This window comes from Nonomuraea sp. MG754425, from assembly GCF_021699195.1.
Taxonomy (GTDB): domain Bacteria; phylum Actinomycetota; class Actinomycetes; order Streptosporangiales; family Streptosporangiaceae; genus Nonomuraea.
Genome location: NZ_SSXE01000099.1, coordinates 20,439 through 46,865, shown reverse-complemented (window position 1 = coordinate 46,865; position 26,427 = coordinate 20,439). Strand labels below are relative to the sequence as shown.

26 protein-coding genes (1 of these 26 cut by a window edge) are annotated in these 26,427 nt (G+C 72.0%); 12 read left to right on the top strand and 14 right to left on the bottom strand.

From position 1 onward, the window contains the following. Both FAF44_RS30270 and FAF44_RS30265 read left to right on the top strand, forming a co-directional pair. A protein-coding gene (locus FAF44_RS30270) for a serine/threonine-protein kinase (RefSeq protein WP_237106714.1) crosses the window boundary here: on the top strand, positions 1-469 show its final stretch. Its footprint begins 1,100 nt before the window's first position; 469 of the gene's 1,569 nt are visible here — the last part of the coding sequence; its start codon lies off the left edge, out of view; it ends in the stop codon at positions 467-469. A gap of 18 nt (positions 470-487) precedes the next feature. Further along, positions 488-1,441: a hypothetical protein gene (locus tag FAF44_RS30265; protein WP_237106713.1), complete on the top strand. Its 954-nt coding sequence runs from the start codon at positions 488-490 to the stop codon at positions 1,439-1,441. Between the two features lie 23 nt (positions 1,442-1,464). On the opposite strand, the gene FAF44_RS30260 is transcribed toward FAF44_RS30265, so the two are convergent. Together FAF44_RS30260 and FAF44_RS30255 are read right to left on the bottom strand one after the other, a co-directional pair. Beyond that, a complete protein-coding gene (locus FAF44_RS30260) occupies positions 1,465-1,827 on the bottom strand; it encodes a DUF5130 family protein (RefSeq protein ID WP_237106712.1) in 363 nt (120 codons plus the stop codon). Positions 1,828-1,834: 7 nt separating this feature from the next. Continuing rightward, the gene (locus tag FAF44_RS30255; protein ID WP_237106711.1) at positions 1,835-2,125 is read right to left on the bottom strand and encodes a hypothetical protein; all 291 of its coding nucleotides are present in this window, start codon (positions 2,123-2,125) and stop codon (positions 1,835-1,837) included. 348 nt (positions 2,126-2,473) lie between these two features. On the opposite strand from FAF44_RS30255, the gene FAF44_RS30250 reads away from it, so the two are divergent. Further along, entirely contained in the window at positions 2,474-3,163 is a 690-nt protein-coding gene (locus FAF44_RS30250) for a nuclease-related domain-containing protein (RefSeq protein ID WP_237106710.1), read from the top strand. Between the two features lie 67 nt (positions 3,164-3,230). On the opposite strand, the gene FAF44_RS30245 is transcribed toward FAF44_RS30250, so the two are convergent. Then, positions 3,231-5,927 (bottom strand): ABC transporter substrate-binding protein, encoded by a 2,697-nt coding sequence (locus FAF44_RS30245; RefSeq protein ID WP_237106709.1) that lies wholly within the window; start codon positions 5,925-5,927, stop codon positions 3,231-3,233. A gap of 145 nt (positions 5,928-6,072) precedes the next feature. Between FAF44_RS30245 and ilvD the strand changes: the two genes are divergently transcribed. Further along, positions 6,073-7,911 carry a dihydroxy-acid dehydratase gene (gene ilvD, locus FAF44_RS30240; RefSeq protein WP_237106708.1) on the top strand — a complete coding sequence of 613 codons (1,839 nt, stop codon included), beginning with the start codon at positions 6,073-6,075 and terminating at the stop codon, positions 7,909-7,911. A gap of 112 nt (positions 7,912-8,023) precedes the next feature. Next, positions 8,024-8,542: a WYL domain-containing protein gene (locus FAF44_RS30235; protein ID WP_237106707.1), complete on the top strand. Its 519-nt coding sequence runs from the start codon at positions 8,024-8,026 to the stop codon at positions 8,540-8,542. A gap of 51 nt (positions 8,543-8,593) precedes the next feature. On the opposite strand, the gene FAF44_RS30230 is transcribed toward FAF44_RS30235, so the two are convergent. Genes FAF44_RS30230 through FAF44_RS30220 form a run of 3 tightly spaced genes read right to left on the bottom strand, consistent with a single transcriptional unit; the run spans position 8,594 to position 10,173 of the window. Next, positions 8,594-8,806 carry a zinc ribbon domain-containing protein gene (locus FAF44_RS30230; protein ID WP_237106706.1) on the bottom strand — a complete coding sequence of 71 codons (213 nt, stop codon included), beginning with the start codon at positions 8,804-8,806 and terminating at the stop codon, positions 8,594-8,596. Positions 8,807-8,815: 9 nt separating this feature from the next. Next, positions 8,816-9,622 (bottom strand): GNAT family N-acetyltransferase, encoded by an 807-nt coding sequence (locus tag FAF44_RS30225; protein WP_237106705.1) that lies wholly within the window; start codon positions 9,620-9,622, stop codon positions 8,816-8,818. 44 nt (positions 9,623-9,666) lie between these two features. Then, entirely contained in the window at positions 9,667-10,173 is a 507-nt protein-coding gene (locus FAF44_RS30220; protein ID WP_237106745.1) for an HNH endonuclease, read from the bottom strand. A gap of 283 nt (positions 10,174-10,456) precedes the next feature. Between FAF44_RS30220 and FAF44_RS30215 the strand changes: the two genes are divergently transcribed. Genes FAF44_RS30215 through FAF44_RS30205 form a run of 3 tightly spaced genes read left to right on the top strand, consistent with a single transcriptional unit; the run spans position 10,457 to position 13,675 of the window. Next, complete coding sequence (locus tag FAF44_RS30215) at positions 10,457-12,514, top strand: prolyl oligopeptidase family protein (protein ID WP_237106704.1); 2,058 nt, start codon at positions 10,457-10,459, stop codon at positions 12,512-12,514. Positions 12,515-12,524: 10 nt separating this feature from the next. Further along, a complete protein-coding gene (locus FAF44_RS30210) occupies positions 12,525-13,328 on the top strand; it encodes an AraC family transcriptional regulator (RefSeq protein WP_237106703.1) in 804 nt (267 codons plus the stop codon). After that, positions 13,325-13,675 (top strand): glyoxalase/bleomycin resistance/extradiol dioxygenase family protein, encoded by a 351-nt coding sequence (locus tag FAF44_RS30205; protein ID WP_237106702.1) that lies wholly within the window; start codon positions 13,325-13,327, stop codon positions 13,673-13,675. Before FAF44_RS30210 ends, FAF44_RS30205 begins: the two co-directional genes overlap by 4 nt. Before the next feature lie 27 nt (positions 13,676-13,702). Here FAF44_RS30205 and purU read toward each other — a convergent pair whose 3' ends face one another. Continuing rightward, entirely contained in the window at positions 13,703-14,557 is an 855-nt protein-coding gene (gene purU / locus FAF44_RS30200; RefSeq protein ID WP_237106701.1) for a formyltetrahydrofolate deformylase, read from the bottom strand. 233 nt (positions 14,558-14,790) lie between these two features. Between purU and FAF44_RS30195 the strand changes: the two genes are divergently transcribed. The 4 genes from FAF44_RS30195 to FAF44_RS30180 all read left to right on the top strand — a co-directional run bounded on the left by FAF44_RS30195 (position 14,791) and on the right by FAF44_RS30180 (position 17,898). After that, entirely contained in the window at positions 14,791-15,741 is a 951-nt protein-coding gene (locus FAF44_RS30195; RefSeq protein WP_237106700.1) for an inorganic phosphate transporter, read from the top strand. A gap of 12 nt (positions 15,742-15,753) precedes the next feature. After that, entirely contained in the window at positions 15,754-16,386 is a 633-nt protein-coding gene (locus FAF44_RS30190) for a DUF47 domain-containing protein (RefSeq protein WP_237106699.1), read from the top strand. An 82-nt stretch (positions 16,387-16,468) separates the two neighbouring features. Next, a complete protein-coding gene (locus FAF44_RS30185; RefSeq protein WP_237106698.1) occupies positions 16,469-17,443 on the top strand; it encodes a DUF523 and DUF1722 domain-containing protein in 975 nt (324 codons plus the stop codon). Positions 17,444-17,454: 11 nt separating this feature from the next. Beyond that, the gene (locus tag FAF44_RS30180) at positions 17,455-17,898 is read left to right on the top strand and encodes an NUDIX domain-containing protein (RefSeq protein WP_237106697.1); all 444 of its coding nucleotides are present in this window, start codon (positions 17,455-17,457) and stop codon (positions 17,896-17,898) included. A 234-nt stretch (positions 17,899-18,132) separates the two neighbouring features. Here FAF44_RS30180 and FAF44_RS30175 read toward each other — a convergent pair whose 3' ends face one another. From FAF44_RS30175 to FAF44_RS30145, 7 genes are all read right to left on the bottom strand, one after another. Beyond that, complete coding sequence (locus tag FAF44_RS30175) at positions 18,133-18,903, bottom strand: hypothetical protein (protein WP_237106696.1); 771 nt, start codon at positions 18,901-18,903, stop codon at positions 18,133-18,135. A gap of 41 nt (positions 18,904-18,944) precedes the next feature. Further along, positions 18,945-20,090, bottom strand: coding sequence for a pyridoxal phosphate-dependent aminotransferase (locus tag FAF44_RS30170; RefSeq protein ID WP_237106695.1), 1,146 nt, complete (start codon positions 20,088-20,090; stop codon positions 18,945-18,947). An 83-nt stretch (positions 20,091-20,173) separates the two neighbouring features. Then, entirely contained in the window at positions 20,174-20,614 is a 441-nt protein-coding gene (locus FAF44_RS30165; protein ID WP_237106694.1) for a hypothetical protein, read from the bottom strand. A 27-nt stretch (positions 20,615-20,641) separates the two neighbouring features. Beyond that, positions 20,642-22,351, bottom strand: coding sequence for a tetratricopeptide repeat protein (locus tag FAF44_RS30160; protein WP_237106693.1), 1,710 nt, complete (start codon positions 22,349-22,351; stop codon positions 20,642-20,644). Positions 22,352-22,549: 198 nt separating this feature from the next. Beyond that, positions 22,550-23,761, bottom strand: a complete 1,212-nt coding sequence (locus tag FAF44_RS30155; RefSeq protein ID WP_237106692.1) for a DMT family transporter — start codon at positions 23,759-23,761, stop codon at positions 22,550-22,552. A 473-nt stretch (positions 23,762-24,234) separates the two neighbouring features. Beyond that, positions 24,235-24,723: a GNAT family N-acetyltransferase gene (locus tag FAF44_RS30150; protein ID WP_237106691.1), complete on the bottom strand. Its 489-nt coding sequence runs from the start codon at positions 24,721-24,723 to the stop codon at positions 24,235-24,237. Then, a complete protein-coding gene (locus FAF44_RS30145) occupies positions 24,720-26,273 on the bottom strand; it encodes an XRE family transcriptional regulator (RefSeq protein ID WP_237106690.1) in 1,554 nt (517 codons plus the stop codon). Before FAF44_RS30145 ends, FAF44_RS30150 begins: the two co-directional genes overlap by 4 nt. Positions 26,274-26,427: the final 154 nt, after the last annotated feature.

The window sequence follows — 26,427 nt, the reverse complement described above, 5'->3', positions numbered from 1 at the left end:
CCCGCCGAGCCGACGGCCCGCGAGGAGGTCCCCGTGCCCGCCGCCACCACCAGCGGCAGCACGGCCGAGCCCGTCCCCACCACGCCGACGGCCACCGAACGCCGGCCCACGACGCAGCCGGCCAAGCGCGTGCCCTCCCCGCGGGCGACGCGTACGGCGACGATCGTGCCCTCCCCCAGCCCGACCGTCTCCGCCTCCGTCCCGGCCGAGAGTCCTTCGCCCGCGCCGACCACCTCCGAGCCCGAGCAGCCGACGGAGGCGCCCACCACGCCGGGCCCGCAGGAGCCGACGTCCGAGCCCACGGCGGGCCACCCGACCGGCGACATCCAGTGCATCCGGGCCCCGTGCCCGTGACACCGGGCGTTCCCGCCCGGTTCGCCGCCGTCGCCGGTGGGCGCCGGGCCGCGGCCGTCGTCGTGAACCGGGCGCTCCCGCCCGCGTCCGTCTGATGTCCGTAACCGTTCGCTGATCGTGAGAAAGTCGTCGCGTGGACTCGACTCGTGAGCTGTTCGTCGCCCTTGCCCGCCGCTACGCCTTCGCCGACCTCGGCGCGCTCGCGCCGGCGGAGGAGATCGCGGAGGTGTGCGAGTTCGGGCAGCGGCTGCTCTCGCTCGACGCCGAGGACTTCGCGGCCGAGGCCAGGGTGGTGCCGGCCGACCTGCGGCGGCGGGCCAGGGCCTGCCACATGCCGCAGACGCCACGCGAGCAGCCACGGGGGGCGCTGGAGTCGCTGCGGCCCGCGTACGGGCTGCTGCTGGAGGTCATCGCCGTGCGCTGGCACCGGCGCGAGCTGAGCACCATGATCGCGGCGGTGCACATCGCCAGCGAGTACCTGCCGCTGCTGGCCTTCGAGCCGCAGCTCGGGCACGCCGGCGACCCGGCCAGGTGGCCGGCGGGGCTGAGCGCGGCGGGCAGCAGGTTCGGCGTGATCGGCGACCGGGAGTGCGACCACACCAAGTCCGAGCAGTCGGCCACCAACCGCACGTTGCGGGTCTCGATCGAGCCGGGCCAGGGCTGGCGCGCGTACTTCGACCGGCTGCACAGCCAGGTGGCCGGCGCGCTGGGGGTGTGCGTGGCCACCTGCCGCAACCCCTGCACGGCCATGGACTGGATCGATCCCGAGCCGCGCGCCGACCTGCAGTCGCGGGCCCGCACCGCGCTGGCCTTCGCCGAGACGCCGCTCGTCCGGCTCCGCCACGCGGCCCCGGTGGGACACGGGTTCGGGGTGCCGTCGCCGGAGGAGGTGCTCGACGCCTGGGAGCGCAGCCGCGCGGCGCTCGACAAGAACCCGATCGGCACGGCGGCGCTGAAGGACGACGGCTTCCCGCTGCCGGGCCTGCCCGCGCTGTTCTCGGCGGTCGCCGGCACGCCCATCGCGCCGTCCACCCTGCTGCGCGGCGTCAGCGAGCACGTGGTGTCGCTGCTCGACCGGCAGCCCTGAGCCGCCCGCGCCCCAGGCCCTGGTCAGCGGCGGGCGGTGGCCTGCTCGCCGAGTGCGCCGATCCCGTACAGGAGCCCGCCGATCAGGTCGCCGGCGCTGAACGCGGTGGCCATCGACAGGGCCGTCATCCGGCACGCGCCGTCGCTCAGCCGCCGCCGGGCGTTCTCGCCCGTCACGATCTCGAGCGCCCGTCCGTTCGGGTCGACGTAGACCACGACGGCGTCGTCGGCGTCCTGGCCCAGGGCGGCGTGCAGGCGTTCGGCGAAGTGCCGCCGGCCGCCCACCGGCTGCCCGAGGAACACGCCGAAGCGCAGCCCGCTGCGCCGTTCCGCGGTGTGCAGGGCCTGTCTCACGTCGTCGCCCTGGGCGGCGGTCAGTCCTTTCACGGTCACCTCACCATCCCGCGGACGCGCCGCCGGCCCGCATGCCGGGCTCGGCCGTCTCCGCCGCGCTGACCCAGTCGTGCTCGGGCTCCTCCGACCAGTGCGCCGCCCTGTCGGCCAGCACGAGACCGGACGTGCTCACCCCGCGCTCGCTCCTGGAAGGCCCTCCCAGCCACACGGGACCGGCCTCGATCCGGCGCTGCGCGCCGCGCCCCGGCACCATGACGAGCAGGGTGATCAGCACGAACAACCCCATGGACGCCCCGATGAGAAAGAGCAGAATCTCCGCCGCGCTTTTCACACCAAGACCGTAAACCTCGTCGGCGCGCCCGGCCAGACCCGTCGTGACTGTCGTGCAGTCACAGGTTAAGATCTTTTACGGCGGGGCATCTCTAGAGAAGAACAGTAGATATACCCCGAAAGCATGCGTGGAACACGATGAGCTGGGCCATAAAACTATGGACGCGGCAACACTAGGAATCAATCGAAACCCCGGGCTACGGTGAGTTGCGTGGACTCCGACAACCAGCGAGAAGACGGTCACAACACGTCACCGATCTGGGTGAGCGACCGACCAGAAAGTGAGCAGACCGCTGCCGCGAAGCCTTCGGCGCCCACCTCCACGTACGCGCCTGTAGAACGCGCGTCCGTGGGCAGCCTGCTGCAACATCCGACCTTCCGCCGCCTGCGCAATCGCGCGATCGTGGCAGTGGTCGCCGGCGTGGCAGTGGGCTTTCTCGTGCGCGACTGGCGGGTGGGCGTGACCGCGGGTGTGATCGCGGCCGTGCTCGAAGCGGTCTATCGCGCGAGATCCAGTTCGTCCGTACCGGCGTGGCGGCGCACGTCCGTGGCCGAGCGCCGTACCGAGGCGCAGTTGCGCAGGCTCGAACGCAGCGGTTACCGCACACTGCACGCCAGGGCGATCCCGGGCAGCGAGGCCCAGATCGACCACCTCGTGGTGGGCCCGACCGGCGTGTACGCGGTCGACTCCGAGAAGTGGGACCGGCGGCTGCCGGTCCGCGTGCAGATGGGCAAGAAGCTCTATCACGGTCCGTTCGACATGAAGCCCCGGCTCACCGAGGCCAAGTGGGAGGCGTCCCAGGCCAGCGAGCTGATCAGCGAGTCGTTCGGCCGTGAGATCTCCGTCGTGCCCTCCCTGGCGATCTACGGGCCACCGGTCCCGTGGAAGATCATGAACATTCGCGGGGTGGACGTCTACCAGGGCGACCGCGCCCGCAAGTGGATCACCAAGCGGGAGCGGGCGCTGACCACCGCCGAGATCGACCGCATCTACGACATCGCCGCTCAGGTGCTGCCGGCCCGCTACGGCGAGGGCTGATCCGCTTTTCCGCCGGCCGCCGACCTCACGTCGAGGTGGGCGGCCGGTCGCTTATCCCCCGGCCTCCTCAGCGGTAGATCTCCGGGATCGAGCCGCACCAGGAGAACAGCTCGCCGCGGGTAGATCCGGTGATGTCGCCGCAGGCCCCGACATGCGTGGGCCGGTCCGCGTCCTTGACGTGCAGAATCAGCACGGCCTTGTCCACCGGGTACTGCCGGGGCGAGTCGGTGCCGAAGTCGAGCGCCCCGGTGGCGCCCTCGATGGCGTGGCCGCTGGAGTCGGGGGTGTAGAGGGTGCCGAGCTGGCGCCAGACGGTGTAGGAGTTCACCGGCACGCGGTGGCGCATGCCGCCCAGCCGGCGGATGGCGGTGATCATCGTCTCCGTGGCGTCGTACGACAGCGCGGCGTGACCGTCCAGGGTGCGGCCCGGCCCCGGCTCCTCGCACTCGAAGGGGAACGTGGCGAACAGGTCGGCGTAGAAGCTGTGCCGCTGCGGCTGCCCGCACTTCCTGGGCGCGGCGGCAAAAGACTCGTAGTAGTAGTCGATGCCGCTGACGGCCGCCCTGAGGCGCACGTCGGCGACGTACCGGGTGACGTCGTCCCCGCCGAGGATGACCGGGTGCGAGCCCGCGCACTTGTCGGCGACGCCCTTGACGAACGCGGCGAAGTCGGGGATGCCGCGTCCGGCGAAGTACACCAGCCCGTCGAAGCCGCAGGCCGACACCCCGGCGTCGCGCGGGTCGCCCGCGTAGGGGTCGTCGCTGCGGTCCGCCGGGGTCGGCTTGGCCGAGCCGATGGCCGTGTAGCGGTGCCCCTCGACCGCGAAGCCGCGCTCCTTGAGCCGGGCCAGGACACGGGTCTTGAGGTTGGAGACGTAGTAGTCGGTCTCGTCGTGGGAGTAGTAGACGCGGGCCCGGCGGCTCACCTCGCCCTTGCCCGCCAGCGAGGCGGCGAAGGCCGCGGCCACCCACGCCTGCCGGGAGTTCTGCGGCGCGACCTGGAAGTAGAACGGCGAGTCGTTGACCAGGCGGTCGGCCGACAGCGTGGAGGCCACCATGGGCAGCCCCGCCTCGCCCAGCTCCTGGATGGCCGCGACCGTCTCCTGACGGCTCTGGTCCAGGCCCACCACGCCGACGATGGGCGCCGCGCCGTCCTGGTAGCGCAGCAGCAGCCGGGCGATCCGCGACCCGTGCTGCATGCGGCCGCCCGCGTTGGCCAGCAGGATGCGCACCAGCGGCTCGCTGGGGCCGACGGAGCCGTTCTGCCGCCTCTGGGCGATGGCCACGCCGGCCAGGCCCTCACGGGAGGCGGCCAGCGTGTCACGGTCGGTGGAGGTCAGCGCCGCCAGGTAGACGATCGTCACGTACGGCCGGTCGCTGCTCTCGTGGAGCCGCTCGGCCCGCTCGTTCTCCTGCCTGAGCACGGCCTGGACCCGCTCGATCTCGGCGTTGCCCGGCGAGAACAGGTAGTCGGGCTCGGCCACGCCGACGCACTCGGTGCCGGCGAGTTGCCTGCCGCTCTCGGTCCACGGCGTCCACAGGCCGGTGGCGCAGGCGCTGCGGTGCCAGGCGGCGGTCTGGCCGGCGTACGCGCCCACCGCGCCCGCCAGCGCCATCCAGAACAGCGTGATGGCGATCCACGACGACCACCAGGGGGCCACGCGGGCGGGCGGCACCCAGGTGAGGTCGGCGACGTCGTAGCGGGACAGGTCGGGCGGCAGCGGCGGCGCGGAGATGGCCAGCGGGGTCCGCAGCACCCGCTGCCAGTCCGCCGCGCTGTCGGCGGTGACCAGTTCCCGGCGCCAGCGGATGAGCATCCACAGGGGTTCCTCGTCGTCCTCCAGCCGGACGGTGTCCGGTGTGTAGGAGACCACCACGACCGGGTCGAACCTGTCGAGGCCGGCCCGCCGCTCCTCCAGCAGCTCGACCAGCTCGCCGCCGTGCTCGTTGAGGAGCAGAAGGGGGTAGAAGACGTGGGCGGCGCCGCGTACGTGGGCGGGCGAGCGCCGGTACTGCCGGGCGAGGTCGTCCATGAAGGCCCGCAGCAGCAGCCGCGCGACGCGGCCCTCGTCGGCCGGGTCGAGGCCGGCCAGCAGGGCGGGCACGCCGGGCGCCTGGCGGTCGTCGTGCGACAGCGCCCGGCGCAGCCAGCGGAAGCGCCCGCCGAGCACCGGCACCCGCCCGCTGAGCCGCAGGTCGTGCAGGAAGCCGGGCAGCAGCCGCAGCAGCACGTTGACCGGGAACGGCACGTGCTCGGCCCCCGTGCCCGCCGTGTCCACGCCCCAGCCCCAGTTGCGGTCGGACTCGCGCAGGACGCGGCGGGCGTGCTCCTCCCTGGCGTGGGTGTCGGCGAGCTGCTCGACCAGCGTGGCGACCAGGCGGTAGCGCGGGAAACGCAGCCGGTTGCTGCGCAGTTCGGCGACGATGCGGGCGAGGATCTTCGGCACCGGCTCGCCGGGCTGGACGTCGGGGTGGGCGCGCGGGATGTCCGGCGAGATCACCTGCGTGGCGGCGGCGTCCTTGGGCGCGAGCGCCCTGGGCCAGCCGGCGGCCTCGCTGAGCCGGACCAGCGGGATCCCCCGGCGGCCGGTGTGCTGCCTGGCCTCGGCCCCCTCCCGCCGGCCGGACAGCAGCGATCGTCTGGCGACGTGCGGTGAGTCCTGGACGCCCTCGCCCATGGCGGGTCTACGGCATAACCGGTCTATCGTGTGAATGAAGTTGCCGACCCTCGCGGGGTCGTCGAGCATGGCTGCCCCGTGGCTCATCTGATCTCTGTAACACGAGTTCGGCCGCCGGCGACGTCGTTTGCGGCACGATCCGGTAACCAACCGTCCGATGCGTGGACACGCGTCTCATTTACCGGGCAGTGGCCGTAACATGTGAAGACTCACCGACGATGGGAGATGCCCAATGCCCGCCCTCAGGTCACGCACAGTCACCCATGGCAGGAATATGGCCGGTGCCCGGGCCCTGCTCCGGGCGACCGGCGTAGCCGGGAGCGACTTCGGCAAACCCATCATCGCGGTGGCCAACAGCTTCACCCAGTTCGTGCCGGGCCACGTGCACCTGCGCGAGGTGGGCGACGTGGTCTCCGCCGCGATCAGGCAGGCCGGGGCCATCCCCCGCGAGTTCAACACGATCGCGGTCGACGACGGCATCGCGATGGGCCACGGCGGCATGCTGTACTCGCTGCCCTCCCGCGAGCTGATCGCCGACGCCGTGGAGTACATGGTCAACGCCCACTGCGCGGACGCGCTGATCTGCGTGTCCAACTGCGACAAGATCACGCCCGGCATGCTGCTGGCCGCGCTGCGGCTGAACATCCCGACGATCTTCGTCTCCGGCGGCCCCATGGAGGCCGGCAAGACCCCGGGCAAGAAGCTCGACCTGATCGACCCGATGATCGCCTCCGCCGACGACTCGGTCTCCGACGCCGAGTTGCTGGAGATGGAGGAGAACGCCTGCCCGACCTGCGGCTCGTGCTCCGGCATGTTCACCGCCAACTCGATGAACTGCCTGGCCGAGGCCATCGGCCTGGCGCTGCCCGGCAACGGCACCATCCTGGCCACGCACAAGGCCCGCAAGACCCTGTTCGAGGACGCCGGCCGCCAGCTCGTCGAGATCACCCGCCGCTACTACGAGGAGGACGACGAGTCGGTGCTGCCGCGCTCGATCGCCACCCGTGAGGCGTTCGAGAACGCCATGGCGCTCGACGTGGCGATGGGCGGCTCGACCAACACGATCCTGCACATCCTGGCCGCCGCCCGCGAGGCGCAGGTCGACTTCGGGCTCAAGGAGATCAACGAGATCTCGCTGCGGGTGCCGTGCCTGTGCAAGGTCGCCCCGGCCACGGCCAAGTACCACGTCGAGGACGTCCACCGCGCCGGCGGCATCCCCGCCATCCTGGGCGAGCTCGACCGGGCCGGGCTGCTGCACCGCGACGTGCCCACCGTCAACGGCGGCACGCTGGCCGACCTGCTGGCCCAGTGGGACGCCCTGTCGCCCACGGTCAAGCCCGAGGCCGTGGAGCTGTGGCACGCGGCCCCCGGCAACGTGCGCACGGTCAAGGCCTACTCCCAGGACAACCGCTGGGACGACCTCGACCTCGACCGCGAGGCGGGCTGCATCCGCGACCGCGAGCACGCCTACTCCGCCGACGGCGGCCTGGCCGTGCTCTACGGCAACATCTCGCGCGACGGCGCGGTCGTGAAGACGGCCGGCGTGGACGAGTCGATCTGGAAGTTCAGCGGCCCGGCGGTGGTGTTCGAGTCGCAGGAGCAGGCGGTCGAGGGCATCCTCGGCGGCCGGGTCACGGCCGGCGACGTGGTCGTCATCCGCTACGAGGGCCCCAAGGGCGGCCCCGGCATGCAGGAGATGCTCTACCCGACGTCGTTCCTGAAGGGCAAGGGCCTGGGCAAGGTGTGCGCGCTGGTCACCGACGGGCGCTTCTCCGGCGGCACCTCCGGGCTGTCGATCGGGCACGCCTCGCCCGAGGCTGCCGAGGGCGGCACGATCGCGCTGGTCGAGGACGGAGACATCATCGACATCGACATCCCCGGCCGCTCGATGGAGCTGCGCGTGCCCGAGGCCGAACTGGCCGCGCGGCGCGAGCGGCTGGTGGCCGAGCTGGGCGGATACCGGCCGCGTGACCGCGAACGGGCGGTGAGCGTGGCGCTGCAGGCGTACGCGGCGATGACGACGTCCGCCTCGACGGGCGCCTCGCGCGACCTGTCGCAGCTCTCGCGGTAACGCTCCGCGTTCCTGTGCGGCGGGCGGACCTCGGTGCTCGCCTGCCGCACAGTGACCTGTCTTCCCGGACAGACTTTCGAAAATTGTCGGTGGCGGTCCGTATTCTATGGGTATGACGACAGTCGTGAAGCACGATACTCGCCCGCTGACGACCGCCGAGATCGCCGCCCTCGCCCTCTCCCTCGCCCACCTCGGAGCGGGGCCCCAGGCCGTCACCGCACGGCGTGGCCTGCAGCACGTGTTCGAGCACCTCGACCTCGACGACGACGTCATCGCCGCCACCCTCACGACCCTGACCGAGCCGCTGCCCGTCGACGTCGCCTCCCGCGCCCGGCTGATGGCCGACGCCATCACCAGCCGGCTCATGATCCGTCTGCACTACCGCGACGCCGCGGGCGCCGTCACCGTGCGCGACGTCGAGCCGGTGACCTGCCTGGTGCACCGCGAATACTGGTATCTCGTCGGCGTGTGCCGGCTGCGCAGGGCGATCAGGGCGTTCCGGTTCGACCGGATCATCGCGGTCGAGCCCACGCTCACGCCGTCGCGGCCGCACCTGGCCGACCGGTTCCTGCCGTTCCAGCGCCGTAAGCGGCGCACCACCCCGGCGGCCGAGCGGCGACTGACCGCCTAGCAGCAGCCCAGCAGCGGGGCGCCGCCCCGTACCGGCCGGTCGGCGGGGGCTTCAGGAGGCGCAGCAGCCGCCACCGCAGCACCCGCCGCCGCCACCACCGGCCCTGGGCGCGGCGGCGCCACCCGTCATGGAGACGGTGGACAGCAGCTTCACCGTGTCGTCGTGGCCCTCGGGGCAGGCCGCCGGATCGTCGGAGGCCGACATCGGGCGGGACACCTCGAACGTGGAGCCGCAGGAGCGGCATCGGAAGTCGTAGCGCGGCATGCGCTCATCTTAACCGCGGCCGGTGTAGGCGATGTGGGCGTAGTCGGCCACTGGTTCGTAGCCGATCGCCCGGTAGACGGCGTTGCTGGTGGGGTTGGCCAGGTCGGTGAACAGGACGACCTGCTCGCAGCGCTCGGCGAGCGCCACCTGGCTGGCGTGCGCGGTGACGGCCGCGCCGTAGCCGCGCCTGCGCCGTGACGGCGGCGTGTACACCGGGCCGATCCGGCAGACCCCGCCGACCGCCGGGGACAGCGCGGCGAGCGAGACCGGCGCCCCCTCCGCCTCCCACACGAACAGTTCCTCGTGCTGCAACCGCCGCGCGACCACGTCGGCGACCTCGCCGTGGCCCATCCCCGTCTCCTCGCCGAAACCCTGGTACCAGCTCACCAGCAGCGGGAAGTCGACCGGCACGGCGAGCCGGCCCCGGCCGGGGACGTCGGGGACGGCGAGCGCGCCGAGCCGGTAGAGCCGCTCGGAGACCACCAGCCGCGGCGCGCCGAGCAGCCGGGTGGCCTCGTCGGTCACCTCCCGCGGGCCCACGAACACCGGCAACTCGCCGCCGAGCGCCTCGACCAGGGGCGCGACGGCCTCGACGGGCACGGCGAAGAGCCCGGCGGGATGCGGCGGCGTGTGGAAGACCGCACCGCGGACCGCGCCGCCGGCCGTCCACCACCCGAACAGGGGATCGCGTACGGGCATGCCCGCCCGCAGGTTCGCCAGGACGGTCAGCGGCACCGTGTTGCGCACCGGGTCGCCGAGCAGGAACGGCTCGGCGACCCCGGCGTACTCCTCGACGGCCGAGGTGAAGGTCCACATGCCTGCACATGGTGTCAGGCGGCGAACCCCGGCTCAAACGTGTGTCAGGCCGCTGCCTCCAGGTAGGGCGCCCATTGCGGGTCACCGACGAGCGAGGCGCCGATGAGCCGCCAGTGGGCGCCCCGTGGCACCGCGGGGCTGACACGAAGCGTCCACCCCAGCTCCTCCAGGTACTTGTCGGCCTTTCTGTGGTTGCACGTGGTGCAGGAGGCGACGCAGTTCTCCCACGTGTGGGTGCCGCCCCTGGACCGAGGGATCACGTGGTCGATGGTCTCGGCCTTCAGCCCGCAGTAGGCGCAGCGGAAGTCGTCGCGCCGCATGAGGGCGGCCCTGGTCAGGGGGATGCGGGATCGGTAAGGGATGCGGACATATCTGCGGAGCCGGATCACCGAGGGCACTTCGAGCGTACGGCTGGCGGACCGCAGCACCGTGCCCCGGCCGTCACGGTGGACGACGTCGGCCTTCTCCCGCAACACCAGCACCACGGCGCGGTGCAGCGAGAGGGTGGTCAGTGGCTCGTAGGTGGCATTCAGCAGCAGGACCTGGCGCATCATCGGGCCTCTTCCCGCTGCGCGCGTATCAAAGGGGACATGCCGCGGCATGTCCCGGCTGGCGGCCCCTCCTGGGGCACTTGTGCTTCCGTCACGTGGACCTCCGCCGGACGGTCCAGCGGATGGTCACCACGGCACCGTCCTGTCACCAAGTCTGGCGTTTGCACCGTGGTCCCCGCCACCCCAAAATCCTCATGCCGGGCTGACCATAGGGACTCACGGTACGTTTTATGCCCGCTCTACCAGCGCTTTACGCATGCTCATTGGCAGTAGGGTTCCGTGCATGACGCGAGAGCCGTACCCAACAGCACGTCGCGACGACATCGTCGACATCCTGCACGAAACACCCGTCCCCGACCCCTACAGGTGGCTCGAGGACCCCGACAGCCCCGAGACCAAGGGGTGGCTGCTCGCGCAGGCCGAGTTGTTCGCCGCGAAACGCGGACCGCAGCGGTTCAAGAGCCGCATCGCCGAACTGCTCAGGTCGGGGTCGGTGGGCGTCCCGACCTGGCGTGGCGAACGGTACTTCTTCTCCCGGCGCACCCCCGACCAGGAGCACGCCGTCTACTACGTGGTCGAGCCCGACGGCACCGAGCGGGCGCTGATCGACCCGATGGCGATCGACCCGTCCGGCCTGACCACGCTCGACGCGGTCCAGCCGGACAAGGAGGGGCGGCTGCTGGCGTACCAGATCTCGGTGGGCGGTGACGAGGAGTCGATCGTCTACATCATCGACGTGGCCACCGGCCTCCGGGTCGAGGGGCCGATCGACCGCTGCCGCTACTCGCCGATCGCCTGGCTGCCCGGCGGCGAGGCGTTCTACTACGTCCGCAGGCTGCCGAGCACCGAGGTGCCGGAGAACGAGACGCAGTTCCACCGCCGCGTCTACCTGCACCGCGTCGGCACCTCCACCGAGGAAGACGTGATGATCTTCGGGCAGGGCCTGAAGATGACCAACTACTACGGCGTCTCCGTCTCCCGCGACGGCCGCTGGCTGCAGGTCTCGGCCCACGAGGGCACCGCGCCGCGCAACGACGTCTGGGTGGCCGACCTGACCGCCTCGCCGATCGAGCGGCCGGAGCTGAAGGTCGTCCAGGAGGGCGTGGACGCGCAGGTCGGGCTGGCGTTCGGCCGCGACGGCAAGCTCTACGTGCACACCGACCGCGACGCCTCCCGGGGCCGGGTGTGCGTCACCGACCCGGCGGAGCCGGGCTACGACAACTGGCGCGTGCTGATCCCCGAGCACCCCGAGGCGGTGCTCAGCACGTTCGCGATCCTCGACGACCTGGAGCGCCCGGTCATGCTGGTGGGCTGGACCCGCCACGCGATCAGCGAGATCACCGTGCACGACCTGGCGACCGGCGAGCGCATCGGCGAGGTGCCCACGCCGGGGCTCGGCTCGATCGGCGGCATCGCCGAACGTCCCGAGGGCGGTCACGAGGCGTGGTTCGGCTACACCGACAACACCACGCCGCCGACCATCCAGCGCTACGACGCGCGGACCGGCGAGACCACGCTCTGGGCCGCCTCACCGGGCGCGGTCGAGGTGCCGCCGGTACGCACCGAGCAGGTGGTCTACCGCTCCAAGGACGGCACCGACGTCCGCATGCTGGTCATCTCCCCCGTCGGCGAGCAGAGCGGCCCGCGGCCCACCATCCTGTACGGCTACGGCGGCTTCGGCCTGTCCATGACCCCCGGCTACTCGGCCTCGGTCCTGGCCTGGGTGGAGGCCGGCGGCGTCTACGCCATCGCCAACCTGCGCGGCGGCGGCGAGGAGGGCGAGGAGTGGCACCGGGCCGGCATGCTGGCCAACAAGCAGAACGTCTTCGACGACTTCCACGCCGCGGCCGAGCACCTCATCGCCACCGGCGTGACCACGCCCGCCCAGCTCGGCATCTCCGGCGGCTCCAACGGCGGCCTGCTGGTGGGGGCGGCGCTGACCCAGCGCCCCGACCTGTACGCGGCCGTGGCCTGCTCCGCGCCGCTGCTCGACATGATCAGGTACGAGAAGTTCGGCCTCGGCGCGACCTGGAACGTCGAGTACGGCTCGGCCGACGACCCCGAGCAGTTCGGCTGGTTGCGCGGCTATTCGCCGTACCACCATGTCGAGGAGTCGGTGGCCTACCCGGCGACGCTGTTCACCGTGTTCCAGTCCGACACGCGCGTGCACCCGCTGCACGCGTGGAAGATGTGCGCGGCGCTGCAGCACGCCTCCTCGGCCGACCGGCCGGTGCTGCTGCGCAACGAGACCGAGGTCGGCCACGGCGCCCGCTCGATCAGCAGGTCGGTGGACCTGTCGGCCGACACGCTGACCTTCCTGGCCGGGCACACCGGTCTGTAGTCTCGAACGTATGAGCGTGCGGCCGGGTCCGGTCATGGTCGAGGCGGTCCCCAGCGCCGCCCTGCGGCCCTACGTGACCCGGCTGTGCGCCTACCGCGAGCACTACGCCGCACCGGTGACCCGGTCGGAGACGGCGATGCCGGGGGCGGTGCTCATCCTGGCCTTCGGCGCGCCGATGGAGGCCGACGGGCAGCGGGTCACGGCGTTCGGCGGCGGCCTCGGCGACCGCTTCACCGTCACCCGCACCGCCGGGCCGGCCGAGGGCGTGGAGGTGTTCCTCACGCCGTTCGGGGCCCGGCGGCTGTACGGGCTGCCGATGCGGCACCTGACCAACCGGGTGGTGCCGGTCGCCGACCTGCTGGGCCGTTGGGGCGAACTGGCGGTCGAGCGGCTGGCCGCGACCGCGTCGTGGCGGGGCCGGCTGGCGCTGGCCGACCGGCTGCTGCGCGAGCGGATCGCGGCGGGTCCCGTGCTGGGGCCGGAGCTGCCGTGGGCGTGGGCGCGGCTGTTGGAGTCGGGCGGCCGGCTCGCCGTGTCGTCGCTGGCCGAGTCGCTGGGCTGGAGTCACCGCCATCTCGTCGCCCGCTTCCACGACCAGGTGGGGCTGCCGCCGAAGACGGCCGCCCGGGTGATCAGGTTCGGCCGGGCGTTGCGGCTGCTGCGCTCGGGCACGGCCCCGGCCGAGGCGGCGGCCGAGTGCGGCTTCTACGACCAGGCGCACCTGAACCGCGAGTTCCGCGTGCTGGGCGGCACCACGCCAGGTCAGATACGTCCAAGACCCGGGGCCGTCGCCGGGGCATCGTGGGCCCCATGACACGCACCGTTTACGCACTCGCCCGCTACCACGACTGCCAGGCCGCGATCGACTTCCTGACCGGCGCGTTCGGCTTCCGCGTGCACGAGGCCGCCACCAACGACGAGGGCGTGGTCCACCACGCGGAACTGCTCGTCGGCGACGACATGATCATGATCGGCCAGGGACGGCCCGGCGGCCCCGGCGTCTACGTCGCCGTGGACGACGTGGACGCCCACCACGCCCGCGCGAAGGCGGCGGGCGCCACGATCACCATGGAACTGGTGGAGCAGCCGTACGGGTCGCGCGAGTACGCCTGCCACGACCCGCAGGGCAACCCCTGGTTCTTCGGCACCTTCCGGCCCTGAGCCGGCCCCTCTCAGCAGCCGGCCCTCTCAACGGGGGAAGACGACCGTCTTGTGGCCGTCGAGCAGCACCCGCTGCTCGGCGTGCCACCTGACCGCCCTGGCCAGGGCCACGCACTCGACGTCGCGCCCTATGGCCACGAGGTCCTCGGAAGAGTGGCTGTGGTTGACCCGGGCCACCTCCTGCTCGATGATCGGCCCCTCGTCGAGGTCGGCGGTCACGTAGTGGGCCGTGGCGCCGATCAGCTTGACCCCCCGGTTGTGCGCCTGGTGGTAGGGCTTGGCGCCCTTGAACGACGGCAGGAACGAGTGGTGGATGTTGATCGCCCGCCCGGCCAGCTTCTGGCAGAGGTCCTCCGACAGCACCTGCATGTAGCGGGCCAGCACGACCAGGTCGACCTGGTAGTGCTCCACCAGCGCCAGCACCTCGGCCTCCTGCTTGGGCTTGGTCTCCGAGGTGACCGGCAGGTGGTGGTAGTCGATGCCGCTGGACTGGGTGAGCGGACGCAGGTCGGGGTGATTGGAGACGACGGCGGCGATCTCGATGTCCAGCGCCTTGGACCGGACGCGGTAGAGCAGGTCGTTCAGACAGTGGTCGAACTTGCTCACCATGATCAGCACGCGCGGTTTGCGCGCCACGTCGCGTAGCTTGAAGTCCATGGCGAAGTCGGGGGCGAGCGCGGCGAAGGCGGTGTTGAGGTCGTCCTCGCCCAGCGGGCCCGCGAACTGCACGCGCATGAAGAAGCGCTGCGCCACTCTGTCGCCGAACTGCTGGCTCTCGATGATGTTGCATCCGTGCCGGGCGAGCAGGCCGGACACGGCGGCCACCACACCGGGCCGGTCGGGGCAGGACAGCGTCAGGATGTATTCGGCGGGGCTGGTCATGCCTTCACTCTCGAGGACGTGGGTGATCGAACGCCGTCGCGGCCGGCGGTCTCCGGTCGAGCGTACCCGTGGCGCCGGGCTCCGGGGCCTGGACCCCCGATCGCCGTGGGCGCATGTTCATTCTGGGTAGTCGTCTGGAAGCGCTGAGGAAGCGGATGTGACGGACGGGGCGGCGAACGCCCCTTCGCAGCGAGCGGGTCCCGCCGGGACGGGACGGGATGGAGTGCGCGCCCTTGGACGCCCTCGTGCTGATCGTGGTGGCCGGCCTGTTCGCCGTCGTGTCCGGGGTCAACGACGGCGGCGCGCTCCTCGCGACCGGGCTGAAGCTGCCCGTGGTGCGTCCGGTGACCGGGATCGCGGTGCTGACGGTGCTGGTGGCGGTCGTGCCGCTGATGACGCATCAGGTGGCGCTGACGTTCGTGACCCGGCTGGGCTCCTTCGAGGGGCCCGGCGGCCGGATCGCGGTGACCATCGCGGTCGTCTCGGCGCTCGCCGTCGTCTGGGTGCTCAGCGCGAAGGGACGGCCGACCAGCCTGACCCTGGCCGTGGTGGGCGGGCTCACCGGGGCGGGCCTGGGCTGGGAGCTGCAGATCTCCGCGCACTGGGTGGTGCTGGTGCTGGCCTTCGGGCTGGCGGCGCCGTTCGCGGGCGGGCTGCTGGCGTGGCCGATCATCCGGATGCTGGTGACCACGACCACCGCGCGGGGGCTGCGGGGCTGGCACTGGGCCGGCTTCCTGCTGCAGACCTTCGCGTACGCGGCCAACGACGGCCAGAAGATGCTGGCCGTGTTCATGATCGCGCTGGGGTTCACCGGCGCGCCGCTGGAGTACACGGTGGCGGTGGCCGTGCTGTTCGCGTTCGGCGCCATGTACGGGCTGCCCCGGGCGGGCCGCACGCTGAGCCGCGAGATCATCGTCTCCCGTCCCCCGCACGGGGTCGCGGCGGAGCTGGCGGCGGGCGTGGCGGTGATCGGCTGCGCGGCGGTGGGCATGCCGGTGAGCATGACCCAGGCCATCGCCGGGGGTCTCGTCGGCGCGGGCGTGGCGCAGGGCGGCGGCCGGGTCCGCTGGTACGCGGCCGTCAAGATCGTCGTTGCCTGGCTGCTGACGCTGCCCGCCAGCGGGCTGCTGGGCTGGGGGCTCGCCCTGCTGGTCAAGGGGTTCGCGAGCGTGGAGCTCTCGTGAGGGAGGGTGAGTGTGAAACGGCTGCGGCGGATCAGGGACCTGATGACCGGACGCATGGACGGCGCGCTGCTGGAGGCGCTGCTCGGCCAGTTGGAGGCGACCAAGGAAGGAGCGTGGCTGGCCATGGCCATGATCGGTGGAGAGGTCGGCAGGACGGGCGCGCACGAGGAGATGCGCTCGATCGAGCACCTGGGCGACGAGGAGCGCGCCCGGCTCGTCGATGAGCTGAAGAACGCCCTGGTCACGCCCATCGACCGGGAGGACCTGTTCCGGCTGTCCCGCTCGATCGACGACGTGCTCGACTCGCTGCGGGACTTCGTCCGCGAGTCGCACCTGTACCGGGTGCCGGACCAGATCCGCTTCACGCCCATGCTGGACCAGGTGATCGTGGGCGTCGAGGCGCTGGAGGGGGCCGTGCGCAGCCTCGCCGCCCGCCCGTCGGCGGTCCCGCACGACGCGCTGGAGGCGAAGAAGGCGGGCGGGGCGATCCGGCGCATGTACCAGTACGAGATCTCCCGCATCTTCTCCGGCGAGATCACCGCGGACGCGATGAAGGAGCGGGAGCTGGTGCGCCGGCTGGAGATCGTGGGCATGGCCATCGGCGAGGCCGCGGACGCCATCGCCGACGGGGCGATGAAGCGGTGAGCGCCCGGAGAGCGCGTCCGGCGTCAAATGATCTTCTCGGGCTTGGTTGCCCGCACCCCGATTCCCGGGCTGCAATGTGAAGGTGATCAACGAGCCCGGGACGACCGGCGGACCGGCCGAACGCCCCCGGGTGGCCGTCTCCTCCTGCCTGCTGGGCGAGCTGGTCCGGTACAACGGCGGGCACAGCCGCGACCGGTTCCTGACCGACGAGCTCAGCCCGTACGTGGACTGGGTGCCGGTCTGCCCCGAGGTGGAGGCGGGTCTCGGGGCCCCGCGCGAGTCCATGCGCCTGGAGGAGTCCGAGAACGGCCCGCGCCTGCTGACGCGCACGTCGCGGGTCGACCTGACGGACCGCGTGATCGCGCTCGCCGAACGCCGCGCCGCCGAACTCGACGTGGACGGCTACGTCTTCAAGGCCAAGAGCCCCACCTGCGGCATCCACGGCGTGCCCGTCTACCGGCCCGGCGGCGCCCCGGCCGACCGGCGCAACAAGGGGTTGTTCTCCGCGATCGTCATGGAGCGCCATCCGCTGCTGCCGGTGGAGGACGACGGCCGGCTGCACGACCCGCTGCTGCGGGAGAACTTCGTGGAGCGGGTGTTCGCCCATGCCCGGCTGCGCGCGCTGCTCGGCGGCGACTGGCGGCCCCGCGACCTGGTCGCCTTCCACGCCCGGCACAAGATGCAGTTGCTCGCCCACGACCCGCGGCTCTACCGGGAGGCGGGCCGCGTGGTGGCCGGCGCCGGCGCGCGACCGCGCGAGGAGGTGGCCGCCCGCTACACCGAGGTGTTCCGGAGCACGCTCGCCACCAAGGCCACCACGGGCAAGAACGTCAACGTGCTGCAGCACTGCCTGGGCATGCTCGACCTCGACCCGGTCAGGCGGGCCGACGTGGTGGAGGTCATCGACGCCTACCGGGCGGGCCTGGTGCCGCTGAGCGTGCCGACGACGCTGCTGCGCCATCACGCGCGCGGCGAGGCGGCGGCCTGGGTGCGCGACCAGACCTACTTCTCCCCCTACCCCGACGCCCTGCGCCTGCGCAACCACGTCCCGGGGTAGCCTCTGGCCGCATGAGCGACATCGACGAGCGTCCCGCCGCCCGGGTGGTCTGCCTCGACCGCGACGGCCGGGTGCTGCTGATGCACTGGTACGACGAGATCGCCGGCTCGGACGTCTGGGAGCCGCCGGGCGGGCGGCTCGAACCCGGCGAGACGCACCTGGAGGCGGCCAGGAGGGAACTGGCCGAGGAGACCGGGCTGCCGGGCTCGGCGGTGCTGGACCGCCACGTCGAGGTCGAGCGCGACTTCCGGTGGCTGGGCCGGCGCTTCCTGAAGCGGGAGCTGTTCTACCTGGCACGATTCGCCGGACAGCGGCCGCCGGTGGACCCCGGGGAGCTGACGGAGGAGGAGCGGTCGGCCTTCCGCGGCCACGTGTGGGCCGAGAAACTGCCGGACGGCGTCGAACCCGCCGACCTGGCGCAGGTCGTCGAACGACTCACCGCAGACCCCCGCTGACGCTCACCTCATCGGGCCGGGCGGCTCACCTCAGCAGCCCCGCCGAACGCGACCCGCGCCCCCAGAGCGGCTCACGGCAGACCCAGCCAAGAGCGGCCCTCGACGGGGTCGAGCGGATCACCGCGGAACCGCCGCCGGCGCGGCACAGCCCCCAGCGGGCCGGGCCGCTCATCGCTGAACCACCGCTGACGCGGCACGGCCCCCAGCGGGCCGGGCGGCTCATCGCGGGTTCCCTCAGTGGCCCAGTGCCGCCGAGGTTTCCTCCATGAGGCCGCGCAGCAGCGGGCCGGCGACCTTCTCGTGCTCCGCCTCCACCGGCAGCCCCTGGCCCACCCGCTCGCGGTAGACCTCGCGCTCGTGCGGCTCGGTGTAGGGCATCGCGGTCATCGCGACGACCACGCTGACCCTGGTGCCGCCGTGCGGCTGGACGGCCACGGCGTGCGTACGCAGGCAGGTCTCGTCGGGTGCGCCGTACCAGCCGCACTTGATCGCGGCCCCGGGCCAGCCGAGCGCCTCCCGCGCGCCGTACGCCTGCGACCGCTCCACCTCCCCCATCCACCCGAGCACGGCCTCGGCGTCCGGGTCGCCCGCGAGCGCCGCCTGTGCGAGCACCGCGTACGCGGCGGCCACCTCGTGGGCCGCGACCTCGACGGAGCCGAACCTGGACGGGTCGCCGTTCGGCGGCGTCCACGCCACGCCGGTGCGTTCGCGCAGGTCGTCGAGGATGACCCGCGGGCCGATCGCGAGCCACAGGTTGAGCGTGTCGGCGTTGGAGGAGACGACGACGGCGGGCTCGGCGTGCCGGCGCCACCGGGCGGTGTCGGGGATGCGGGCGGCGCACACCCACGCGTACAGGGGTTTGAGCAGGGAGGCGCAGCGCAGGCGGGTCAGCCCCGATCTGACGCTCACGTCGCGGGCGGGCGGCCCGCCGTAGCCGCGTCTGATGCCCGCCGCCTGGGCGCTGGCACTGTGATCAAGGTCGCCGAGCAGCTCGTTGAAGCCCACGGACCCAACCGTAGCCGTACGAGGCACCCGCCGGCGCGCAGTCAGGCCAGCGCGGCGTCGAACCGGGCACGCAGGTCAGCCAGGCGTTCGACGGGTTCGCGGCTGAAGACGAGCCGGACGTATCGGGGGGCCACGGTCTCGCCCCACGCGGTCATGGGGGTGGCGGCGACGCGTCCGCGTTCGAGCAGGCGGGCGGACAGGGCGGTGGCGGTCAGTCCCAGGGCCTCGGCGTCCACCAGGCACGACCAGCCGCCGGCCGCCCGTACCAGCGGCAGGCCGGCGAGCTGGGTGGCAACGGCCGCGTGGCGGGCCTGGTACTCGGCCGCCGCCTCGGCCACGCCCGACGGCCCCCTGAGCGCGGCAGCGGCGCCGAGCTGGTGGAATCCGCTGGCCACCGTCGTGTTGTAGACGGTCGCCACCATGATCCGGGACATGATGTCGGCCGGGCCGGCGATCCAGCCGATCCGCCAGCCGATCATGCGGTACTCCTTGGACACCGAGCCGATGATGATCGTCCGCTCGGCCAGGCCGTCCACCTGGCACGGGTTGATCCTCGGGTGCCCGTCGAAGACGAGGCGCTCCATGGCCGCGTCGTAGACGAGGTACGCGCCGGTGCGCTCGCAGACCTCGGCGACCGCCGCCCAGTCCTCCCGCTCGAAGACGACGCCCGACGGCATCGACGGGCTCATCAGCAGCAGCACGGCGGCCCGGCGCACCTCGGCGAGCGCCGCGCGGTCCAGCCGCCAGTACCCGCCGTCCACGTGCAGCGGCACCAGGCTGGGACGCGCGCCCGACAGGCGTACGCGCTGGAGCAGCCCCGCGTACGTCGGGTCGGTGAGCATCACCGGGTCGCCCGGCTCGGTGGTGGACAGCAGCACGGGCATGACCGCCGACGTGCCGCCCGAGGTGATCGTGATCTGCCGCAGCGGGTCGTAGTCGTGCCCCGTGCGCGCCCGCAGTTCCGCGGCCACCGCCGTGTTCAGCTCCGGCAGGCCGGTGAACGGCAGCCAACTGTTGCCCGTGCCCTCGGCCAGCGAGCGCCGCGTCGCCTCGACGGCCTCGGGCGGGGGCGGGACGTCGGTGTCGAGGTTCTCCATGCGCAGCACGTCGGGGTCGTCCCCGGCAGCGGCGGCCACCTTGTCGATGTCGATCGGCTGCACGTGCGCGAATCGGGAGTTGGGTCGCATGACGAGCACCTCCGCCAGAGCCGTGTTCCGTATATGGAACATCCTCCGCGGCCTCTCCCCTGTCAAGGCGCCCGCCGAGGGGCTCAGAGACCGCGCGCGGCCACCGAGGCGACGAGCGCGATCGGCACCAGCGCCGCCACCGCGAGCGCGGCCACCAGCCGCCGCCACCGCGGCGTCCCGGCCTCCGTCACGTACGCCGCCAGCGCCCCCGCCACCGCGCACACCGTCCCGACCAGGACCGCGTCCAGCGGCGACGCCGGCCACGACGGCACGGACTCGCCCGCGAGACGGAACACCACGAGCATCCCGGCCGCCGTCAGCGCCACCCGCCGGCCCGGCCGCACGGCGACCCGCTCCAGCGCGAGCGCGGACCCGGCGAGCAGGGCCACGCTGATCACCACGACGACGCCCAGCGCGGGGGCCAGGCAACCCCAGTCCGCGCAGCCGACGCCCGCCCAGGCCAGCCGCACGGTGGCCCACCAGAACACCCCGAGGGCGGCGCACACCGCAGCCGCCCGTCCCATCCGCCCCCGCATCCCCCAATGCTCCCATCAGGAGAGCTGCGCGGCCCTCCGGTCGTCCGCCTCGGCCTCGGCCTGACGTCCCAGGGCGCGCAGGGCGACCGCGCGGTTGGCGTAGAGGTCGGGTTGCGGCTGGAGCTCGATGGCGCGCGTGAGGTCGGCGGCGGCCCCTTCCAGGTCGCCGGTCTCGTACCGGAGCACTCCCCGGTTCCCCCAGGCCGCCGCCAGCCCGGGGGCCAGCTCCAGCGCCCGGTCCAGCGCCGCGCCCGCCTCGGCGGGCCGGCCCGCCTCCGTCTCGACCTGGCCCAGCACCGTCAGCAGGTACGGGTTGTCCGGGGCCAGCCGGAGCCCGGTCTCGACGTCGGCCCTGGCCTCGTCGTCCCGGCCGCGGCCGGCCAGCAGCCCGGCCCGGTTGATGTAGGCGTCCAGGTACTCGGGGTCGAGCTCGATCACCCGGTCCAGGTCGGCCAGCGCCGCGTCGGCCTCCCCCAGCACGACGCGCAGCTCCGCCCGGTTGTAGTACGCCTCCGGCAGCGGCGGCCCGGCCCGCAGGGCCTGCTCGAAGTCGGCCCGCGCCTCCTCGTGCCGGCCCAGCTTGAACAGCAGGTTGCCCCGCTCCACGTAGGTGTCGGGGAAGCCGGGGTCGATCGCGACCGCCGCCCCGTAGTCGTCCAGCGCCTCCTTGGCCCGGCCGAGCCCGGACAGGAGCTGCGCCCGGTTGGCCAGCAGCACCATGCGGTGCTGGCGGTGCCGCTCCCCCAGCTCACGGGCCAGTTCGATGGCCGAGTCGACCAGGGCCAGCGCGGCGTCGAACCGTCCGTGCCGCAGCTCGATCAGCGCCAGGCCGTTACGGTCGAAGCCGAGCTTGAAGGCGCGCTCGGCGGGGTCGGGCAGGATGGTGGAGATCGCGATCGCCTCGTTGATCCAGCCCCTGGCCCGGACCAGGTCGCGGGCGGCCGGGTCGGGGTGGCGGGCGTCGAGCATGGCGGTGCCGTACGCCGCCGCCGCGTGCATCGCCGGGTCCTGGCTGGTCAGGCGCACGCGGTCCCAGATCGCGCGGGCCTCGCCGGTACGGCCGAGCCCGCCGAGCGCGGTCGCGGTGCGCTGCGCGAAGCGCCACCAGCTCGCGCCACCGGGCGGCGTGGCCGCCATCCCCTGCTCCCCCAGCTCCGTCACGGCGTGCAGGAAGCCCTCGCGCACGCAGCGGTCGACGAGGGCCCACAGCTCGTCCACGTCCCGGGTGCCGGGCGGGGGCGCGGGGCCGCCGGAGCACACCATGATGGACAAGGTGCCGGGCGGGATGCGCCGTGTCATGACGTCGAGCAGCTCGACGTCCGTCGGGTCGGCCTCGGCGGCGTTGCACACGGCGATCGCCCCTCCGGGCCGCACGGCGTCGCGGACGAACTCGGCGAGCCCGTTCGCCAGCCGCAGCGTACGGCGGGGCGCCGGCACGAGGATGCGCTCCTCGTCGGACAGCTCCGCGTCGATGCCGCCCCGCCGGGCCGGCACGATCCCGGCCAGTTCGGGCGCCGCCGCGAGGATCTCGATGTCGTGCGCCGCCACCAGCCCCGGGGCGGACCCCAGGGCCGGCGGCACCAGGTGCCGCAGCAACGCCGCGGCGACGGTGTAGGGGCCGCGCGGCCGGCGATGCGCGTCGATCAACGGCATCAGCAGCCGGACGGCCCCCCACCGGGCGGGCGGTTCGCCCCGCACCCTGAGGTGCGACCTCTCCTCGGTCACCCCTTGTGAATGACGCCGGAGGTCCCGGCCAGCCTCGCGGTACCAGGCTTACGGACGAGGATGCGCTTCATGGATGTGCCTCTCCACTCGGGGTTGAACCCCAATTATTGGGTCACTCCACCGAATATCAAGGTTTATCGCAAATAAGTGGGAGACGTATGGATAAAAAGCACTTGCCTTTTGAATGGGATATCTAACCTATGGGGCCCGAAACCAGTGCTGCACGCCCGTGGTGTGCGCCTGCTCCGATTCCTCCATGAGGGCGCACAGGCACCGGCCGAGCAGGGTGACCGACTGGCAGCAGCCGGGCCCCGGCAGGTTCCTCGCGCGCACGATGTAGCTGGCCCGCTGGATCAGCCGCTCCAGGCTGGGCTCCGCGCCGCCCTTGAGCGAGCGGGTCTGCCAGGGGCACGACGTGACGTCCGGGCAGGCGTCCTTGTCGAGGTAGGGCGCCGGGCCGCCGGCCAGGCGCAGCGGATCTTCAGGTTTCGTCCGGAGATCGGCCAGCCGCACACCGGCCCTGCGCGCGACGACCAGCAGGCGGCGGCGTTCTTTTCCCCGTTTGACGGCTCTGGTGGGCAACGCCAGCAACATCGCGCCGCCCATCAGCAGGCCGCCCACGATCATGCTCCACCCGAGCCGCTCGTCGAACCAGATCACCGCGATCGCGGCCACCCAGAGCGGCTGTGAGGACATCAGGATCTGGCTCGGCACGGCCGACAGGTGTGCCTGCGCCTGGGAACGGGCCAGGAAACCCAGCGCGCACGAGATCACGGCCAGGTGCAGCATGGCGATCCAGTCGGCCCCGCCGGAGGGCAGGGTGATCCCGTCACGAACGGCGAAGACACCGGTGAGCGCGCCGATCGTGAAGAGCTGGATCACCGTCAGCGCGTACGCGGGGAACCCGGCGGGGTTCTCGGACAGGTGCTCCAGGAGCAGGGTGTGCCCGGAGTAGAGGGCGGCGGCGGCGAGCGTGACCGACAGCGCTATCAGCGAGATCTGGTGCTCCTCCACCCCGCGTACGAGGGTGAAGACGGCCATGCCCGCCAGGGCGAGCGCCACGCCCGCCCAGATGCGCCGCCGGACCGGCTCCTTGAAGATCAGTAGGGACAGGATGGGTGTGAAGATCACGCTGCAGCCGACGGCGAACCCGGACACCGCCGACGGCAGTCCGTGCAGCGCCGCCGCCTGGCCGGCCTGTCCGACCCCGAACATCACCCCGAGCAGCACCCCGTTGACCCAGGTGCCCCGCGACAGCCCCCGAAGGCAGTGCGGCTTGATGAGGAACAGCGTCAGTGCCGCGAGCAGGTAGCGCTCGGCGAGAAGATCTTCGACCGGTAAACGATGGATGAGATCTTTCATCAGCGGGAACGCCGACCCCCATGCGGCGCTCACGAACAACAGAAGCACGGCTCCCCGAAGGGGGCGGGAGGCGGGCATGTCTGCCATGGGAAAAGCATGGCACCACGTTTCGCAGCCTTTGATGTACGGGGAGCGCCCGGTGATGGTTGTCTACAACCGGGTGGTAAGAGCCTCACCCGCCGGCTCGTAGTTCCTTATCCGCGAGAGCTGATTTACGGCCTTTCCGACATATCGTTCTTGCGAATTCGACGAATGATGTCAGGGTCGATGACCGGGGAACCGTCACCCAGCGCGACGAACCGAGAGCGACGCGTCCGGGATCGGCGAGCCGCGACGAGCGGGCCGAAACGCGCGAAGACCGGCGCACCGGGAAACGAGCGCGCGGGGAAACGGACGCAGGGAGAGCAGCGTCGGGTACTCAGCCTCGGCGGCGACGTCACACCGAGCGGGCCCGGGAGAGGTCACCGGGAAAGCCGGAGGGCGGCCCCAGGAAGGGGTGGGGCCGTACGGCGATGCGTGCTCTAGAGATCGAGCAGCATCAGCGGAAGCAGCCGTTTCTCACCGTAGATGACCGTCAGGCCACCCACCTGCTCCCTGGACAGCTCGCGCCACCCCTGGCGCTCGTACAGCGCCAGCGCGGCCTCCTGGTTCAGCGTGGTGTCACCCCGGACACTGTGGAAGCCCAGCTCCACGGCACGCCGCTCCAGCGCGATCAGCATGGCCGCGCCGAAACCGCGGCGCTGGAACTGGGGATGCACCCGCAACCGGCAGAGCTCCGCCGTGCCGGTGTCGACGGGTTTCAGCCCGCCCATGGCCACCACCCGCCCGGCGACCTCCCCGACAAGGAAGTCACCGCCGCAGGCGAGGTAGATCTCCTGGATGCGCGGGAAGTCGTCGTCGTAGTAGACGCCGTCACCGGGAACCAGGCCCACCTCGGCGAGGCAGATCCGGTGGAGTGCGAGGATGGTGTCGAGATCTGACCACCGATAGCGTCTGATCGTCAGCTTCACCCACCGCCCCCTTTCAACTCGGGTTGTCGCGGCCGCCGGAGCGCGGCCGACAGTTTGTCGAGACCCGGTACCGACGGGTCCCGGGCCAGGATCAGCTTCTCGAGTTGCAGCCCGGGGCGCAGGATGAGGTCGGTGAGATACTCGTCGCCGACCATGTTGAGCGCCCTCGTGGCGATGGCCACGGCCTCCTCGGCGTCATCGTCGATCAGCCGGCACTGGGCCTGGTCGAGCCTGATCAGCGTCTGGTCGAGGATGTGGTCCTCGTACTTCTCCAGCGCCTGGTCGAGCACCACCTCGGCCTCGATCGTCTGGCCGAGCTTGGTGAGCACGTCACCCTGGTAGAAGTAGAGCTGCTTCTCGGTGTAGCCGAAGGCGACGTCCTCCTGGTCCTCCGGGCGCATGTGGGCGAAGGCGTTCCTGGCCCGCGCCAGGGCGCGCTTGGCCTGGTCGACGATCTCCTTCTTGCTCTCGCCGTTGGACATCATGGCCAGCGCCCTGGCCTCGACGACCGGAGCCATGGCCTGCGCCGCGCACGGCGTGGAGCCGGCCATGTCGCGGCTCTTCTTGGCCAGGCTGAGCGCCTCGCGGGCGTCGCCGAAGTAGAGGGGGACGAGCGACTCGCGGGCCGCGATCCACGCGCGCAGGGCCCGGTCGCCGGTCTCGTCGGCCGCGGTGCGCCCGGTGCGGAAGAACGAGCGCGCCAGCCGGTGATCGCCCAGATTGATCATGATCATGCCGCTCAGCCCGGAGAGCTGGGCGGCCATCCGGCACAGGCGCTCCTGCAGATCGATGGGCTGACGCCGGGCCATCGCCGTACGCACGGCGCTCAGCTCCAGCAGCACGTCGCACAGCAGTCGCAGCGGGGCCGTCGTCGTGTACTGACGGCCGAAGCTGATCGTCGCCTCTTCCCACTGGTCGAGCATCGCGGCGGACACGGTGGCCGAGACCAGCGTCTCGTCCATCCGGCGCCTGATGCCCTCGCACGCTCCGAGCACCGGCCCTTCGAGGTCGGCCAGGTTGGCGTCGGCCTGCAGGGAGTTTAAAAGCGTCCGGCGGAGGATGTTCTCGTCCTCCTCGTCCTCCGGGTCGGTCTCCATCGGCTGGATCAGCAGTTCCCGGTCGATGGCCTGGTTGGCCGCCCGGTCCTTGGCCTCCGCGCCGGGCCCGCCCGGCGTCTTGTGGCCGTGACCGCAGATGCAGGGCGAGTCGTAGCCCAGCGCGCCCGGCTCGACCCGGTAGACCGCGCACAGGTAGTGCAGGTATTCGGGCCCCGGCCGCTTGAGACCGCTCTCGTACGCCGACAGCAGCGTCTCGCCGATGCCCGGCGACGCCTTGCTGTCGCGCTCGAACAGCGCTCTGACCTGCTCGATGACATCGGCCAACGCGATGCCGTACGCGAGGCGGTGCGCTTTGATGCGACTCGTGCCGAACTGGCCCGTGCACGCTTCGTGGATCTCATCAGCTATCTGAGCCGACGTGCGCCCGGCGGCCAGGCCCTTGGCCCTGATCCGCCGGGCGATCTCCGTCTCCCTGTGCTGTCTGCCGGACATCCCGGCCCCTCTCCCGCATGTCTCGACCGGTCCACAACTGGTGACTCAGCGTAGCCCTAGAGTTGCCCTGCGCCTACCCATGACTATGAAGCAATGCCGAGTTGATTGGAACGCCTTCAATCAGCCCGCGGATAAGGATCGTCCTCCCCGGGTT